The following is a 15196-nucleotide window of genomic DNA, read 5'->3' on the forward strand; positions in this document are numbered from 1 at the left end:
AAAATTTAAATCGATTTATACGAGAAGAAGTGTTCATTCAAGACGAAGAGCCAGCGTTATACATTTATGAACTGACGATGCAGGGAAGAACGCAGTCAGGCCTTGTCGTTTGTACATCTATTGATGAGTATGAAGATGATACAATTAAAAAACATGAGAGAACGCGTCATGAAAAAGAGCTAGATCGTATTCGTCACGTAGATGTGTGTGATGCAAATACGGGTCCTATCTTTTTAACGTATCGTACAAAAGAAGAGATAAAGCATTTCATTGCCAGCTGGAAAGAAGAACATGCGCCAATCTATACATTTACAGCAGAAGACGGCGTTAGGCACGTTGCTTGGAAAATAGCTGATGAAGAAGTAATTGCAAGTTTAGTAAACTTATTTGAAGATATTCCTAACCTGTACATTGCAGATGGACATCACCGCTCTGCATCAGCTGCAAAAGTAGGGATCATGCGAAGAGAACAATATCCGAATTACACAGGAGAAGAAGAGTTTAATTTCTTCCTATCTGTATTATTCCCTCAGGATGAATTATCGATTTGGGACTATAACCGAGTTGTGAAAGATTTAAATGGCTTATCAGAGGAACAGTTTTTAAATCAAATTACGCAGTACTTTTATGTAGAAGAAGCACCTGTTTCTCCGTATAAACCAAATGAGCCAAAAACATTTGGTATGTATGTAAATGAGAAGTGGTATAAGCTTACTGTGAAAGAAGAAACATTTGATGCGAATGATCTTGTTAGAGGTTTAGATGTATCTATCCTGCAAGATCATTTATTAAGTCAAGTACTTGAAATACATGATCCGCGTTCTGATTCACGCATCGATTTTGTCGGAGGAATCCGCGGATTAGAAGAACTAGAACACCTTGTAAAGAGCGGTGAATATAAAGCAGCATTCGCATTATATCCGACATCAATGGAAGCTTTATTAGCAATCGCAGACGCTGGAGAAGTTATGCCGCCAAAATCAACGTGGTTTGAACCTAAACTGCGCAGCGGGTTGTTTGTACATTCATTAAAATAAATAGACTTCTTTAGATTGAAAAACCGAAATGATTATAGTTTCGGTTTTTCTTATTTTAAAAGAGTTTTTGAGGAGGCGCATGGGATGAAATTACAAGTAGGCGAAAAAATCACCTTTGAACGAACGTTTACAAAAGAAGATGTTGCGCTATTTACGGAAGTATCGAAAGATGAAGGTGTTCATCATGTTACGCCAGATGAGCAAGGGAGATTCGTTGTACAAGGACTATTAACATCAACGCTGCCTATAAAAATTGGTGGTGACTATAACGTACTAGCTCGTCAACAAAAAGGACATTCCTAGTATTACAAGAAATGTCTTTTCCACTAAATTATAGGATATTTTGCTAAAATTCCAACTCTAAAATTAGTTTACTGGTTTGACCTGTAAACTGATAATTATAGGACCCTCTCAGATTTTCTAAGTTACCAGTAGCTTTAATAATTGTTCCTGGGGAATCTAAATTTCCTTTATCAAATATTCCTTGCTCTATAGCTGTAAATGTCCCTTGTTGCCCCTTATAAATTCCTTCAAAGTGTAAAAATCCAGAAATTTTAGCAGTAGCTAAGTGACCATCATTTATATTTGAGTCTAAATAATATAAGAAGTATTCAACAAAAGCTTTTCCTTTTAATTCACCATCAATATCATATTCGACATGTGCAATATTAATAGGGAAATCTTTTCTAGTATCATCGATTGGTTTTTCATCCCATTTACTTACTGTAAATGTTACTTCCATACACGTAATCTCCCTCCAATTATATACTTTTAAAAAGTACCAATTCACAGACATATCTCATAGGAGTGTTTTTATTCATTCCACGCCACTCTCTAAAATAGAAAAAGATACATTTTCACAATCAATTTCTGCCAACGCGCCGTAAGGTAAAATAAACTTTGGCTCGGTATGGCCAAAATTTAAATTATAAAGAATCGGTAAATCTTCTAAATGATGTTCCTTCATAACCAGCAGTATTTCATGTTTATATTCTTCATAATATTGTTCATCTTTCGGTTTACCGAAGATGATACCTTTTGCTTTTTGCAGAATACCTTGCGCTGCATAATTTCGTAACCAATATTTTATATAACTTGGTTCCGGATGATCTTCAGAGGTTTCAAAGAAAAGGATACTATTCTCCCAATGTTTTTTCTCAGGCCAAAGTTCCGTTCCTTTTGCAAATTCCAGTACTTCTATACAACCACCAATTAAACGCCCTTGTACAGTAGTAGAGCCTTGAAGTAGCTCATATCCTTTGTTTTGCTGCATCGTACGTCTTGTATCCTTATTACTCTCTATCCATTCTAAACGCTCACTCGTCCATTCATGAGCTGGTTGAATTTCGTCAATCGTTTCATTTGAAAAGAGAGTTCGATTTACCATTTCAACTGTATATGGATCCATCTCTACATTTTCAGCAAAATCAGTCAAAATTGCTGGACCGTATAAAGAGGAAAGGCCTGCTTTATGACAAAATAAATGTGAAATAGTAACGTCAGAGTACCCCATAAAAATTTTCGGGTTTTCGCGTATCACATTAAAATCTATATAGGGGAGTAACCGGATGCTATCTTCACCACCAATATTCGCGATAATTGCTTTCACGCGTGTATCTTTAAATGCAGTCATTATATCTTCCGCACGAGCCTCTGGATTGTTATAAAGGTATTCGCTACCTTTTAAACTATTTGGCATTGGGATAACCGTAAGACGAAAAACCTCTTCTAATCTTTTTACTCCTTGCTCATATCGCCATCTTATTTCAGAATCACCTGCTCCTCCCCATGAAGGACTTACTGTCGCCACGATATCTCCTGGCTGTAATCTCTTTGGTTTTATTAACATATGAATCCCGCTCCTACATAATGTAATGAACTACGGCTATACAAATCGTAGCGCTGAAAAATATGATGCATAACATTAGCTTCTTCATCATCAACAATTTCACCTGCTGTAACTCGAGAATCTAGACTCATTGTTGTATATTTAAAAATTACAGTATGCAACATTGCATGAGGAAAACGGTTGTTATTTTCACAACCTGTAACTATAATGATTACAGGTTGGTCGATACCAATCAAACAAATACAATCATCATGAATGGAGATGTTTCATAATGGGTATGAAAAAAATAATTTTAGCAGGTGCTTTAGGGATCGCAGCATTATCAGGAACAAATTTACCAGGACTAGAAGTAACAAAAGCGAGTGCAGCTTCTATTGAATCGAACTTCTCGACGTTAGAAGGACGAGTAGTAGAAGTAGATAACGGTGTAATTGTCGTAAAATCTAAGCAATACGAAGAACCTGTTAGTGTGTATATTGATTCATTTTCAAATGTGAAAGTAGGAGATGAAGTAAAAGCTACTGGATCTATGATGCGTAATTTTACAGAATATATGGTTGCAACTGCAGTTGAAAATACAACAAACAAGTTAGGTATGCACATGAAAGAAGATGGCTCACCTAATTATGTAATTGGAGAAGTATCAAAAGTAGGAACGATGGAAGATGAGGGAGACGGTGCTACTAAATATGTTGTAGTTGAGTATCCATCGCTAAATGGGAAGAAAGATATTATTGATGTTTTCTTAACAAAGGGACAAGTATTTAATGTGGGTGAGAAAGTGAAAATTGATATGGAGTATGTGGGCTGGGGTGGTATTTCTATTAACTGGAACACAGTTGATCATATTGAAAAAGTTCATGAAGCAAAGACGAACGCTGAAAATAATGATGATGTATGGATTTGGTCTTAATAAGGCGAGTATAGGTCGTTATTTGCAATTTTCTCCAAACAATACATGTAAAAACTAAATGTATCATGCAGTACCCATCTAATTCTCATTGCGTATGACAATTAGATGGGTACTTTTTTATTTGAAATTTGTGCAAGTCAATGTTTAGCATTTCTTTTTAAGAGTAAATTACGGTTGAAATCAAAACTTTATTTGCAGTACATAATAAATAATGTTGATTTTTTATCTTATATTAAAATAAAAACAAACCACTGTTCGATTTGAATATTCCACGATATAATAGTGAGAGTTTATGGCAGAATAAATATTTACATAAGAAGTGAGGTACTGTATGAAAAAAAGAACGACAGACATTATTTTTATTATTATCGGTGCATTTCTTTTTGCGTTAGGTGTTAATTTGTTTGTTATCCCGAACGAGTTTGGTGAGGGTGGGGTAACAGGTATCACGATTATTACGTACTATTTATTTGAATGGTCACCGGGCTTAGTTAACTTAATTTTAAATGCGATTTTGTTAATAGCCGGTTATAAGTTTTTAAATAAGATTACAACAATTTATACGATTATCGCTGTAGTTACGAACTCGCTATTTCTTCATTTGACAGAAGGCTGGACGATTGCTTCGGATGAAATGCTTGTAAATGCCATTTTCGGAGGAATATTTATTGGGTGCGGGATTGGTCTTATTATTCGCGTTGGTGGAACAACTGCAGGTACTACCATCTTAGCAAGGATGACGCATAAATATTTAGGCTGGAGCATTAGCTACGGTCTACTGTTCTTCGATTTAATTGTTGCGTTTTCATCTTATTTCATCATTGGTGCAGAAAAACTGATGATAACAATTATTATGCTATATGTAGCAACGAAAGTGATGGAGTTTGTAATTGAAGGTTTAAATCCGAAGAAAGCCATTACGATTATTTCTGATAACCCGAATGAAATAGCTGGGAAGGTAACTACCTTAATGGGCAGAGGGGTTACTGTGTACTCAGGTCATGGCTATTACACGAAAACTCCAAAGGAAATTCTTTATGTTGTTATTAATAAGCAAGAAGTAGTGAAGCTAAAGCGGATTGTTCAAACTACGGATCCGGCGGCGTTCATCGCTATACACGATGTTCGTGATGTGTTCGGAGAAGGATTTGTTGATATTTCGAAGGCTTAGAAATTATTTTTGATTAAAATAATCTTAATACTAAAACGTAAGAATCTATTTTGAATAATCTTTTTTCAAAATAGATTCTTTTCTAATGGATCTATATTTATAATTAACCCCCATGCACTTTAAGCTCAATCTTTTACGTTCTAAAGAAAACTGCCGATAAAGCCCTCCAGTCTTTTCTTTAATTTTGAAATGTGAGAGTTGAATTACAATGAATTATATGTGATTGTTTAATCTATTCCCCATGAGTTTTGCCATTTGTTTCGCATCTGGATTTCCTTCATCGTACAATTTATCAATAATATTACTATAATCCCTCTCATTCCGATTTTGACTTAATTTATATGCAGCCTGGATGTCTCCTACTTTAATTTTAAACCCAACTATCCCTTTCAGTTCATTTTCTAAGAGAGTGGGGGAAAGTTTATCCCATAATATTGGATTTTCACGATGTTCTTCATATTTTTTCAACATTGTTGTTAATTCATCTATTAATTCCTGTTTATCTAAAATACTTGCTTTACCATATATATGAACGGCTTGATAATTCCATGTTGGAACTTCTTCATTTTCATACCAAGAAGAAGAGATGTAAGAGTGCGGTCCCTGAAACATTACAAGAACATCTTCGCAGGTTTCAAATGTTCTCCACTGGGGGTTCCCATAAGCCATATGTCCAGTAATAAAATAGTCATCACCTTGTTTAGTTAATCCAAAGGGCAAATGAGTTGCGATTGGTTTCTCTTTTTTAGTTGTGACGATTGTTCCAAAAGAGTTTTTTTGAACAAAATCCCAAATTTCATCAACATTTGTGACTTTAAAATACTTTGGAATATACATAATAGCCCACCTTTCAAAAAAAGTTATATGAGTGTTTTGATCATTATAAGGTCAACTTGTTCGTCATCGCCCATATAAAAGGAATGAGAGCCAGCTTGTACAAAACCTAATTTCTTATAAAAAGCAATAGCATTTTCATTTTTCTCCCATACGCCTAGCCAAATATTCTTTTTATTATGTTCTATTGCAATTTCAATAGCATTATTTAGTAGATATTTACCAAGACCATGTTTTTGAAAGGAGCTCTTTATATAAATTCTCTCTACTTCAAGTGATTCATTTCCCATTTCTTCAGACTGAGCATCATCAATATTGACCTTTAAATATCCAGCAATTTCATCGTTAAAGTAGACAAAAAAGAATTGAGAAGAGATATTGGATAATTCTTTTTCTAATTGTTTTAAGTTAAATGCCTTTTCCAAATAGTGATTCATACTTTCGGGTGAATTCTGATGTTTAAAAGTCTCATTAAATGTTTCATAACTAATATCTTGAAGTCTGTGTATATCTTCAAGGGTGCACTTTTCTATATGTGTAGTCATTTGAATAGTTCGCTCCTTTATATAATCAATAATTTCTCTTATTTCCCTTTTTTACAAATTCCCAATCTTTTTCTATATTTTTTCTTACTCTTTGAAGAAGATTAGAAATAGTTTCCGCTTCTGTTTCCGAAAATCCCTCTAATGCAACAGTATTTGAATAATCGTTTTCTCTTTTAATAAAAGGATAGACATTTTTCCCTTTTTCTGTTGGGAAAAGTTTTTTGATTTTCTTGTTAGATTCATCTTCTTTCTTTTCGATAAATCCATTGATTTCAAGCTTTTTGATAGCACGGGCTGCGGTTGTACGATCTACTTTTATCATCTCAGATAGCTTTTCTTGAATGATTCCTGGGTTTTCACATATTCGCACAAGGTACAAATACTGACCTTTTGTAAGCTCATATTCTTTAAATTCTATATTACTAATAGAATCTAATGCTCTTGCAATCATGCCAATTTCACGAAGAATTTCTTTCATAATGAACTCCTTATCTTTTGTTTTTATTGCAAATGCAACAATTTGAAGTTACATTTAATATAAAATATTTTTATTGTAAATGCAACAAAAATGACGATGAAGAGGTTGATTAAAATGAAGTATGTTTTTTATGTATTAGGAATTTTAATATTAACCCTTGGTATTTCTGTCACAATACAATCAGATTTTGGCACTTCACCTTTTGATGCACTTTTAGTAGGACTTTCTTTAAATGTGGGGCTTACTGTGGGAAGCTGGGAAATAATAATAGCTTTATTATTAATATGTTGTAATTCGAAATTAAAAAGACAAAGACCAGAGGTACTAGGGTTGTTAACAGCATTCATAACGGGTATTGGTATTGATGTGTGGCTATTTTTATTACGCGATTTAATTACACCTGAAATATGGTACAGTAAAATGATTTATTTTGGAATCGGATTAGTTATTACAGGATTAGGAACTGCAATATATTTACAAACAAATTTTGCTCCCATTCCAATTGACCGATTAACTTTAATCATACAAAAATTAACTAGAACGAATATTTTTATAGCACGAACATTTATTTACCTTATATTCTTAATAATGGCAACGATTTTACATGGACCAATTGGTGTTGGAACTATATTAACTGTTTGTTTAGGTGGGTTATTACTGAATTTCTTTATACCACTTACTAAAAAAGTAATAGATCACTTATTCGTACACCAGAGTACGTCATCAAGTTATAAGAAAAATAAAGCAGCTGACCATAATGATAACAAAAGTATCTTCTAAGGAATCCTTTTCTTTAAATTACTTATACATTTGAAGACTGACTGTTTTTGAAACCTTCTTCAATCCACCAAGAACTTATAAATTCTGTTTTTCTTTTTCTTGCAAAAAATCCAATTGTTTCTTAATGTAGTGATGTAGAAGGATGAACGAGAGAGGGTTTAATGAAGATGATACATATTTTATTAGCTGATGATGATAAACATATTAGAGAGTTATTGCATTATCATTTACAAAAAGAGGGGTTTAAAGTTTTTGAGGCTGAAGATGGAAAGATAGCGCAAGAAGTATTAGAGAAGGAAAATATTCATCTTGCGATTGTAGACATTATGATGCCGTTTGTTGATGGTTATACGTTATGTGAAGAAATTCGTAAGTATCATGATATTCCTGTTATTTTATTAACTGCGAAAGACCAGTTAGTGGATAAAGAAAAAGGATTCATTTCTGGTACAGACGATTATATCGTAAAACCATTTGAGCCAGCTGAAGTCATTTTCCGTATGAAAGCATTACTTCGTCGTTATCAAATGCTGAGTGCTGATATTATTACGTTGCACGGTACAACAATTGACCGAAAAGGCTTTGAAGTGAAGTGTAACGGACAAACGATTTTGCTTCCACTGAAGGAATTTGAATTGTTATCGCAACTGGCTAGTTATCCTGGAAGAACATTTTCAAGGGAAGAATTAATTGAATTAGTATGGGGAATGGATTTTGAAGGGGATGAACGAACGGTTGACGTTCATGTAAAGCGATTAAGAGATCGTTTTTCAAAACGAACGGATGATTTTCAAATTACAACGGTGCGCGGCCTCGGGTATAAGTTGGAGCTGAAATAAGATGAAATCACTATATTCTAGATTTGTATTTATGACGGTCGGCATTATGCTACTTAGTAGTATTATAGGCTTTTTATTAACGAACGTATATTATCAAGTGAAGTTAAAACCGTATAATAGTGAAAAGATTTTAAAGTATGCTGAAGAAGTAAAATCGTTATATGAAAAGCAAAGTGAAGAAAATCAAGAGGCATACTTACGGTCTATTGCGAAGCTAGGATATGAAATTTATATTGTCGATGATCAAAAGAATGGAAAGCGTATCGGAAATGCATTTCGTAAGACGACAATAAGTGATGATACCGTTCATAAAGTATTGCAGGGGGAGACATTTAATGGTGTTTCTACTTATCCAACGCGCCTTTTCATTACAGGATTTTTCGATAATGAATTAATTAATAGCGTCGGTGTCCCGGTAAAACACGGTGATAAACAGTACGCTTTATTCATTCGCCCTGACATTCAGCAACAATTTGGCGAGATGCGAATTTTCTTAGCGGTATTACTTGGGTTTATCGTTTTACTAAGTATTATTTTTATAGCGATTGCAGCAGGTTACATCGTTCGTCCCATTCGTAAATTTACGAAGGCTACGCAAAAAATTGCGAGTGGGGAATATGAAATTGAATTAGACGTAAAACGAAAAGATGAAATAGGAACGTTATCTACAAGCTTCCAAAAGATGACGAAGAGTATTAAAGAACTAGATGAAATGAGACAAGAATTCGTTTCGAACGTTTCACATGAATTTCAGTCGCCACTTTCTTCCATACAAGGTTTTTCAAAGACGTTGCAAACAGAAAAGATGAGTGAGGAAGAAAGAAATCATTACTTACAAATTATTGAGGGTGAAAGTAAGCGAATGTCTAGTTTATGTAAACAGTTACTTACGCTCGCTTCATTAGATAAAGAGGAAAAGGTTCTACAAATAAGAGAATTCAATCTACAGAAGCAAATTAAAGACGTCATTTTTATGCTTGAGTGGAAATGGCGGGAAAAAGATATCGCCGTTGAATTTGATGTGCCAGATATCACTATAAAAGGTGATGAAAACTTACTTCATCAAGTATGGAGTAACATTTTCACGAATAGCATTAAGTTTTCAAACGATGGTGGGACGATTGAGTTTTTCGTCGAAGAGTTAGAGTCTAGTGTCATTATCTCTATATCTGATAACGGAATTGGTATGGAAAAAGAAGAGATGGACCGTATATTTGATCGTTTTTACAAAGTAGATACGGCAAGAGCGAGAAACGTAGAAGGTAGTGGTTTAGGATTATCGATTGTGCAGAAGATTGTGGAACTGCATAACGGAGACGTTTCAGTGTATAGCACGAAAGGGGAAGGGACTACTGTTCGGGTGGAGCTTCCGAAATAGATGGAAGAGGCTGTTTGGAAACGGCCTCTTCTTTTTTGGGGCGCTAGTATACGTGTAAAGTGAAAGAATGGGAGTCATTTTAATTACATAATTGGACCGATTTGTGGCATAAGATTAGCAGGAAGTTTATTTAAAAATGTAGAATCTCTACAGAGTTATAAGGATTGTGTTAAAACTTGAACCGTGTAGGGAGGAAATTAATTTGAAACGAACTGACTTGTTATTAAACGCACTAGATTCAACATTCGATAAAGAGAGTTGGTATGCACCGTTTAAACATGCTATAGAAGGACTTACAGCCGAACAGGCTATGTGGAAACCATCTGGTGAGGAAACGAATACCATTTGGGAGAACGTTAATCATCTCATTTATTACAAAGAGAGGCTTGCTGCAAACTTGGAAGGTCATGGATGGGCACATAACCTTGACGGTAATGACACTTTTTATCTTACTAAGCAATCTAATGATGACACGGAATGGAAGGAAGTCGTTGAACGTTCTGAAAATGCTCAGCGTAATTTAAGACAGGTATTGAGCGTGATTTCTGAAAAAGAGCTTGAACAAAATTCACTTGAAGAGAAATTACTGGACATCATGCTTCATGATGCTTATCATACAGGCCAAATTATTCAATTAAGGAAAATGCAGGGGGCATGGCCAGCAAAGCGTTAACGGAACGTATTAGTTATTCCATTAAAGGGTGCTATTTTGCATCAAAAAGTAAACAAGCATAACCTCGTTCGAAATTTCGAATAGGGTTATGCTTGTTTGAGCTTTGTAACAGAAAGAAAATATTCTCTTTCTGTTACAAAGCAGTACCTTTCACCTGTTCTTCCTTAAACCGAAGCTCAAAAGTATCCGCCGTAATTTCATCAGCTTTCGGCAAAGCCCGTAATTTTGGATGAAGCAGCCATACGAGGGAGATGAATAAAATCCCGATGCTAGCGAGCGCAAAAATGATTTGGCTACTATATACATTCGCAGTGTATCCGCCAATTAAAGAGCCAAGCGGCATAGCAATTGTGCCCATACTCCGTGTGACTGAATTGATACGCCCAAGATATTGGTTTGGAATTACAATTTGACCAATAGTCGCAAATAATATGTTGGTCGCACCAATTGGTATCCAAGCTAAGCCGAATAAAAAAATAGATAACCATTGAAACGGTACAACCGTAGAGAGAAACCAAAAGAAAGCACCAGTGGCAAAGCTAATAATGGAGACACGGCCAACATTATATTTACCAACCCATGAACTGAATAGTGCTCCAATTAAACAACCGGCGGATATAGCGGCTAAAAAGAAACCATATAATTTCACACCGCCTAAAGAATCAGCGAAAGAAGGGAGTATTGCCATCGTCATACCAATTGAAAAATTAGCGACAACGGAACCGATTAAGAAGACGCCCATCAATGAACGAAAAACGATTGAAAAGCCTTCTTTTAAATCAGAGAAATATTGCTTAGTTGAAAGTGGTGTGTCTGCTTCAGTTTGTTTTGGGATTTTTAATGAAAAGAACAACAGGGCGGTAATCGCAAATGTAAAAGAGTCGATCACATATAAAGTGATTGCGCCAAATAGTGCTACTAATATTCCAGAAAGAGTCGTACAAATTAAATCAATGCCTTGATATGCAAATGAGAAGAGTGAATTTCCTTTTAATAATTGTGTTTTATGCAGTAGAAGTGGTAAAGCTTTTGATTGTGCGGGATAGGCGAATTGTTCAATAAAGGCTACGATTGGCATGATGATGAGTAGTAGTTGGACTGTTAGTAGGTCGAAGTAGTGTGTAATAGGAATGATTAAAATAAGAATGCATTGCAAAACTTGTGTGATGACGAGGGTGTTTTTTATTGACCATCTATCAACGAATGGACCGGTAAAAAATTGAAGTGCAGAAGGTAATAGTGTAAGGAAACCAGCCAATCCAGAATAAAAAGGATTACCACTCAGTTTATATACGAGCCACATCGCCGCTACATAATACAAGCTATCTCCTATGTTTGTAAAAATTCTCCCTAAAAATAATAAGAGGAAATTCCGGTTTTTTAATATGTCCATTTAATCTACTCCTTTATAATAAAGTGAAACTTTAATCAGTGGGGTTTTGTTCATCCCACTGATTATTAGTTGAACCAATAGGGCGTTTATGGGCAGTTGACCTCCCACCTAACTTCTGTGCTCCAGCTGAATTTTGAGGTGAGAGTCTTACTGCCCGTTAATGCGGGATAAATTTATTCGGTAAAATAAATTTGACCGTCTCAGTAAAAAAAATCGTATTACGATTTTTCTTCTTCTTTAACAAATTGCTGCATTGTTCTCTCAGCAATTTGAAGTGCAGTAGTAGAAATATAATAAGGTTTACTATTCGGATCTTTATCTGCACCTTTTGTAATTTCGCTTAATTCAGCCATCAATTCATAAAACTTTTTTACCCACACTTGAAATTGTTCTGGCGTAGCATCAAATTCCCAGCAGGATGAAACGTAATTCCACTTAGCTGGATCTTCACTTGCATTTTGTAATGTAAAAGCTTCTTCTGGTGCAGCAAGAATTTGGCTTTTCGTTCTTTCTATCATTTGTAAAAAGATTTGGCGACCTGATTCGCTTAATATTTCTAAATGAGGTAATAGATCTGCGGCAGGGGTGAAGCCTTTAGCGACAGATTGATAAAACTTTTGAACAATGCCATTCTTTTCTTCTGTATAAACAATTTCTATAAGACCATTCTTTTCTAATTCTTTTAAATGATAATGAATTTTCGCCCTTGAAATGCCGAATTTCTCAGATAGTAATTGTCCAGTATAAGGACGTTCGCATAGACGTATCATCATTTCGGCACGTAGTGGATCGCTTAATGCTTTTAGTTGGCTATAAGTGGTTAGTGTTAATACGGGCTTCAACATGATCAACTCCTTTAATAAAATTACTCGGTCAATATTATTTGACTGAATTGTATCAAGGATTCTATTTATTTTCAATACTTTCAGAAAATTTATTTTTTACTCTGTAATCTTCTGTTCATATTCCGTTCATATTTCTTTTTTATGATAAGTGCATAGAAAGAAAGAGGAAGGAGCGAGCATAATGTTTTTAGCTCTGCGTGAATTGAAACAATCAAAATTAAGATACGGATTAATCGGACTTATCATGGTTTTATTATCATTTTTAGTTCTTGTTATTTCAGGATTAGCAAATGGATTATCATATGATAATGCTTCATCGATTCAAAATGTGGAGGCAAATAAGTTCGTTTTAGCAGATGATGCGGAAAATAAATTACTTCGTTCACAAATTAAGAAAGACGATGTAGATAACGTAGTAAATCAAGTAGGTGACAAAGAGGCAGTTCCGTTTCGTGTGAAAGTTTCAACATATGAAAAGAAAGAGAGTTCGAAAAAGGTTGATATTGCTATTTTCTCAAGCGAACGTGATTCATTTTTAGAACCGAACATTGTAAAAGGTGAAAAATTAGGTACAGCAAACAACGAAATGGTTGCTGATGAATCCATTAAAGAAAAAGGAATCGATATCGGGGATACAATTATCGATCCTGTTTCAAAGAAAGAGTTTATAATCGTTGGATTTACGAAAGATCAAATGTTTAGCCATACGCCAGTCGTTTATGTAAATGAAGACGTATGGGGTGCTATTTCACAACCAAACCAAAAAGATTATAGTGCAATTGCGCTGAATACAGATAAAGAGATTAAAAATGCTCACGTTATTGATAAGAAAGAAGTGCTGCAAAGTATTCCAGGATTTAAAGAAGAGCAAGGAACATTAACGATGATTATTGCGTTCTTACTTGTTATCGCTGCATTACTAATCGGTGTATTCTTCTACGTCATTACACTGCAAAAAACACAGCAATTAGGTGTATTAAAGGCAATCGGTACAAAGAACTCATATTTAGCAAATAGCTTAGTCGTGCAGGCGTTATTCTTATCAGTCGTTGCGATGGTAATTAGTATCGTTCTTGTACAAGGGTTAGAACAAATTTTACCAGCGGGTATGCCGTTCTTATTAACAACACCGATGATTGCACAATATGCAGCAATCTTTATCGTCATTAGTATTTTAGGAACACTTATTTCGTTATATCAAGTATTAAAAGTTGATGCGCTAGAAGCAATTGGAGGCGGGATGTAATGACTTCATTATTAAAATTAGACAAAGTAAGTAAAGTGTACGGAGAAGGGAATACGGAAGTAACAGCCCTTCATCCGATATCGCTTGATGTGAAAGCTGGAGAATTTATCGGAATCGTCGGTCCTTCTGGATCGGGGAAAAGTACGTTATTATCAATCGCGGGTGCATTATTATCACCGTCAAAAGGGGATATTTACATTCGTGAGCAAAATATTACACAGTTATCAGAAAAGGAAATGACAGATATTCGTTTGAAAAAAATCGGCTTTATTTTCCAGTTTGCAAACCTTGTTCCATATTTAAATGTGAAAGAACAATTGCTTTATATTGCAAAGCTAAAAAAAGAAAGTAAACAAGAATCCGAAAAGCGTGCAGATCATTTATTAGCGGCATTTGGATTAGGAGAAAGAAAGAATCATTATCCAAATCAACTATCTGGCGGGGAAAAACAAAGGGTAGCAATCGCTCGTGCGTTCATGAACAACCCAGATTTAATATTAGCGGATGAGCCAACGGCAAGCTTAGACTCAAAACGTGCACGTGAAGTTGTAGAAATGATGAAACGTGAAGTGAAAGAGAGCAAAAAAGCAGCAATTATGATTACACATGATGAAAGAATGCTTGATGTATGTGATCGTATATTGATGCTTCGAGATGGACAGTTAATATAAAAAAAGGAAAACCGTACATGTATGTGCGGGTTTCCTTTTTTTTAATGGATTTATTTAGAGAATAACGTTTTAATTTTATTACGAGTAAGTAATAAAACACCGCCTAATACAGATAGCATTCCTAGAGCCATATTGTTTGATTGCTCGCTACCAGCGTTAGGAAGTTCTTTAGCGTTATTGTTTTTAGTACCATTATCTGCTTGCGTTTGTTTAGACTGTGATACTTCATTAATCTTATTATCAACATTTTGCTTCGTTGTATGTATCTCAGCTAATTTGTCATCAATTTTTTTCTCAGTGTGTTTAAAGTCGTTGATTTTAATATCTAAGTCTTGTTTTTTCTTTGATAAATCGTCTGAAATAGTTTGTTTTGATTGTTTAATTTCGTTAATTTTATTGATTAAATCTTGTCTAGCTTCTTGTAATGCAGCTAGTTTGTTTTTCACATCTTGTTTAGCTAGTTCTAAGTTAGCGGAAAGACTGTCTAAATTGCCTTTAATTTTCTTAAGTTCCTCTAACGTGTTACCAGTATTCGGCTTGTTTT

The 15196-nt window shown here is 34.7% G+C and carries 18 protein-coding genes and 1 pseudogene; 10 read left to right on the forward strand and 9 right to left on the reverse strand.

Features of this window, described 5'->3' with window-relative positions; all coding sequences use genetic code 11:
• Together MR167_RS27050 and MR167_RS27055 are read left to right on the forward strand one after the other, a co-directional pair.
• On the forward strand, window positions 1-1037 hold a 1037-nt coding region (locus MR167_RS27050), incomplete at its 5' end, for a DUF1015 domain-containing protein (protein ID WP_242315945.1).
• Window positions 1038-1121: 84 nt separating this feature from the next.
• Window positions 1122-1322 (forward strand): annotated as a pseudogene (locus tag MR167_RS27055) (hotdog family protein); the annotation flags it as partial.
• A gap of 61 nt (window positions 1323-1383) precedes the next feature.
• On the opposite strand, the gene MR167_RS27060 reads toward MR167_RS27055, so the two are convergent.
• The 3 genes from MR167_RS27060 to MR167_RS27070 all read right to left on the reverse strand — a co-directional run bounded on the left by MR167_RS27060 (window position 1384) and on the right by MR167_RS27070 (window position 3122).
• The gene (locus MR167_RS27060) at window positions 1384-1779 is read right to left on the reverse strand and encodes a DUF3224 domain-containing protein (RefSeq protein WP_000454103.1); all 396 of its coding nucleotides are present in this window, start codon (window positions 1777-1779) and stop codon (window positions 1384-1386) included.
• A 75-nt stretch (window positions 1780-1854) separates the two neighbouring features.
• Entirely contained in the window at window positions 1855-2886 is a 1032-nt protein-coding gene (locus tag MR167_RS27065) for a S66 family peptidase (protein ID WP_000905878.1), read from the reverse strand.
• Entirely contained in the window at window positions 2880-3122 is a 243-nt protein-coding gene (locus tag MR167_RS27070) for a hypothetical protein (RefSeq protein ID WP_000579227.1), read from the reverse strand. Before MR167_RS27070 ends, MR167_RS27065 begins: the two co-directional genes overlap by 7 nt.
• A gap of 35 nt (window positions 3123-3157) precedes the next feature.
• Here MR167_RS27070 and MR167_RS27075 point away from each other — a divergent pair, with 35 nt between their 5' ends.
• Both MR167_RS27075 and MR167_RS27080 read left to right on the forward strand, forming a co-directional pair.
• Window positions 3158-3799 carry a F0F1 ATP synthase subunit alpha gene (locus MR167_RS27075; protein ID WP_016077469.1) on the forward strand — a complete coding sequence of 214 codons (642 nt, stop codon included), beginning with the start codon at window positions 3158-3160 and terminating at the stop codon, window positions 3797-3799.
• Between the two features lie 331 nt (window positions 3800-4130).
• Window positions 4131-4970 (forward strand): YitT family protein, encoded by an 840-nt coding sequence (locus tag MR167_RS27080; RefSeq protein ID WP_000747488.1) that lies wholly within the window; start codon window positions 4131-4133, stop codon window positions 4968-4970.
• Window positions 4971-5183: 213 nt separating this feature from the next.
• On the opposite strand, the gene paiB is transcribed toward MR167_RS27080, so the two are convergent.
• Genes paiB through MR167_RS27095 form a run of 3 tightly spaced genes read right to left on the reverse strand, consistent with a single transcriptional unit; the run spans window position 5184 to window position 6827 of the window.
• Entirely contained in the window at window positions 5184-5807 is a 624-nt protein-coding gene (paiB, locus tag MR167_RS27085; RefSeq protein ID WP_000275827.1) for a protease synthase/sporulation negative transcriptional regulator PaiB, read from the reverse strand.
• A 23-nt stretch (window positions 5808-5830) separates the two neighbouring features.
• Window positions 5831-6349 (reverse strand): spermidine/spermine N(1)-acetyltransferase, encoded by a 519-nt coding sequence (gene paiA, locus MR167_RS27090; protein WP_000207056.1) that lies wholly within the window; start codon window positions 6347-6349, stop codon window positions 5831-5833.
• A 25-nt stretch (window positions 6350-6374) separates the two neighbouring features.
• Complete coding sequence (locus MR167_RS27095; protein ID WP_000658986.1) at window positions 6375-6827, reverse strand: MarR family winged helix-turn-helix transcriptional regulator; 453 nt, start codon at window positions 6825-6827, stop codon at window positions 6375-6377.
• Window positions 6828-6941: 114 nt separating this feature from the next.
• Here MR167_RS27095 and MR167_RS27100 point away from each other — a divergent pair, with 114 nt between their 5' ends.
• From MR167_RS27100 to MR167_RS27115, 4 genes are all read left to right on the forward strand, one after another.
• Window positions 6942-7607 (forward strand): YczE/YyaS/YitT family protein, encoded by a 666-nt coding sequence (locus tag MR167_RS27100; RefSeq protein ID WP_000878286.1) that lies wholly within the window; start codon window positions 6942-6944, stop codon window positions 7605-7607.
• Window positions 7608-7768: 161 nt separating this feature from the next.
• A complete protein-coding gene (locus MR167_RS27105; RefSeq protein WP_000781960.1) occupies window positions 7769-8446 on the forward strand; it encodes a response regulator transcription factor in 678 nt (225 codons plus the stop codon).
• A 1-nt stretch (window position 8447) separates the two neighbouring features.
• Window positions 8448-9824 (forward strand): sensor histidine kinase, encoded by a 1377-nt coding sequence (locus tag MR167_RS27110; protein ID WP_097825870.1) that lies wholly within the window; start codon window positions 8448-8450, stop codon window positions 9822-9824.
• Between the two features lie 202 nt (window positions 9825-10026).
• Window positions 10027-10497 carry a DinB family protein gene (locus tag MR167_RS27115; RefSeq protein WP_000831311.1) on the forward strand — a complete coding sequence of 157 codons (471 nt, stop codon included), beginning with the start codon at window positions 10027-10029 and terminating at the stop codon, window positions 10495-10497.
• A 133-nt stretch (window positions 10498-10630) separates the two neighbouring features.
• Here MR167_RS27115 and MR167_RS27120 read toward each other — a convergent pair whose 3' ends face one another.
• Together MR167_RS27120 and MR167_RS27125 are read right to left on the reverse strand one after the other, a co-directional pair.
• Window positions 10631-11890, reverse strand: a complete 1260-nt coding sequence (locus tag MR167_RS27120; RefSeq protein WP_097981012.1) for an MFS transporter — start codon at window positions 11888-11890, stop codon at window positions 10631-10633.
• Between the two features lie 218 nt (window positions 11891-12108).
• Entirely contained in the window at window positions 12109-12732 is a 624-nt protein-coding gene (locus tag MR167_RS27125; protein WP_137073235.1) for an ArsR/SmtB family transcription factor, read from the reverse strand.
• 184 nt (window positions 12733-12916) lie between these two features.
• Between MR167_RS27125 and MR167_RS27130 the strand changes: the two genes are divergently transcribed.
• The gene (locus MR167_RS27130; protein ID WP_137073229.1) at window positions 12917-13981 is read left to right on the forward strand and encodes an ABC transporter permease; all 1065 of its coding nucleotides are present in this window, start codon (window positions 12917-12919) and stop codon (window positions 13979-13981) included.
• A complete protein-coding gene (locus MR167_RS27135) occupies window positions 13981-14652 on the forward strand; it encodes an ABC transporter ATP-binding protein (protein ID WP_149185563.1) in 672 nt (223 codons plus the stop codon). The genes MR167_RS27130 and MR167_RS27135 overlap by 1 nt, the downstream gene beginning before the upstream one ends.
• A gap of 50 nt (window positions 14653-14702) precedes the next feature.
• Here the strand turns inward: MR167_RS27135 and MR167_RS27140 are convergent.
• A partial coding sequence (locus MR167_RS27140) for an LPXTG cell wall anchor domain-containing protein (protein ID WP_242315946.1) occupies window positions 14703-15196 on the reverse strand: 494 nt, incomplete at its 5' end.

The sequence above is a fragment of the Bacillus cereus group sp. BfR-BA-01355 genome (assembly GCF_022663675.1).
Classification (GTDB): domain Bacteria; phylum Bacillota; class Bacilli; order Bacillales; family Bacillaceae_G; genus Bacillus_A; species Bacillus_A thuringiensis_S.

Bases quoted from the DNA above. Each gene is read 5' to 3' on its own strand.
- paiB (WP_000275827.1), bottom strand. From the start codon at position 5,807: ATGTATATTCCAAAGTATTTTAAAGTCACAAATGTTGATGAAATTTGG.
- paiA (WP_000207056.1), bottom strand. From the start codon at position 6,349: ATGACTACACATATAGAAAAGTGCACCCTTGAAGATATACACAGACTT.
- MR167_RS27120 (WP_097981012.1), bottom strand. From the start codon at position 11,890: ATGGACATATTAAAAAACCGGAATTTCCTCTTATTATTTTTAGGGAGA.
- MR167_RS27135 (WP_149185563.1), top strand. From the start codon at position 13,981: ATGACTTCATTATTAAAATTAGACAAAGTAAGTAAAGTGTACGGAGAA.
- MR167_RS27080 (WP_000747488.1), top strand. From the start codon at position 4,131: ATGAAAAAAAGAACGACAGACATTATTTTTATTATTATCGGTGCATTT.
- MR167_RS27130 (WP_137073229.1), top strand. From the start codon at position 12,917: ATGTTTTTAGCTCTGCGTGAATTGAAACAATCAAAATTAAGATACGGA.
- MR167_RS27065 (WP_000905878.1), bottom strand. From the start codon at position 2,886: ATGTTAATAAAACCAAAGAGATTACAGCCAGGAGATATCGTGGCGACA.
- MR167_RS27100 (WP_000878286.1), top strand. From the start codon at position 6,942: ATGAAGTATGTTTTTTATGTATTAGGAATTTTAATATTAACCCTTGGT.
- MR167_RS27095 (WP_000658986.1), bottom strand. From the start codon at position 6,827: ATGAAAGAAATTCTTCGTGAAATTGGCATGATTGCAAGAGCATTAGAT.
- MR167_RS27105 (WP_000781960.1), top strand. From the start codon at position 7,769: ATGAAGATGATACATATTTTATTAGCTGATGATGATAAACATATTAGA.
- MR167_RS27060 (WP_000454103.1), bottom strand. From the start codon at position 1,779: ATGGAAGTAACATTTACAGTAAGTAAATGGGATGAAAAACCAATCGAT.
- MR167_RS27075 (WP_016077469.1), top strand. From the start codon at position 3,158: ATGGGTATGAAAAAAATAATTTTAGCAGGTGCTTTAGGGATCGCAGCA.
- MR167_RS27110 (WP_097825870.1), top strand. From the start codon at position 8,448: ATGAAATCACTATATTCTAGATTTGTATTTATGACGGTCGGCATTATG.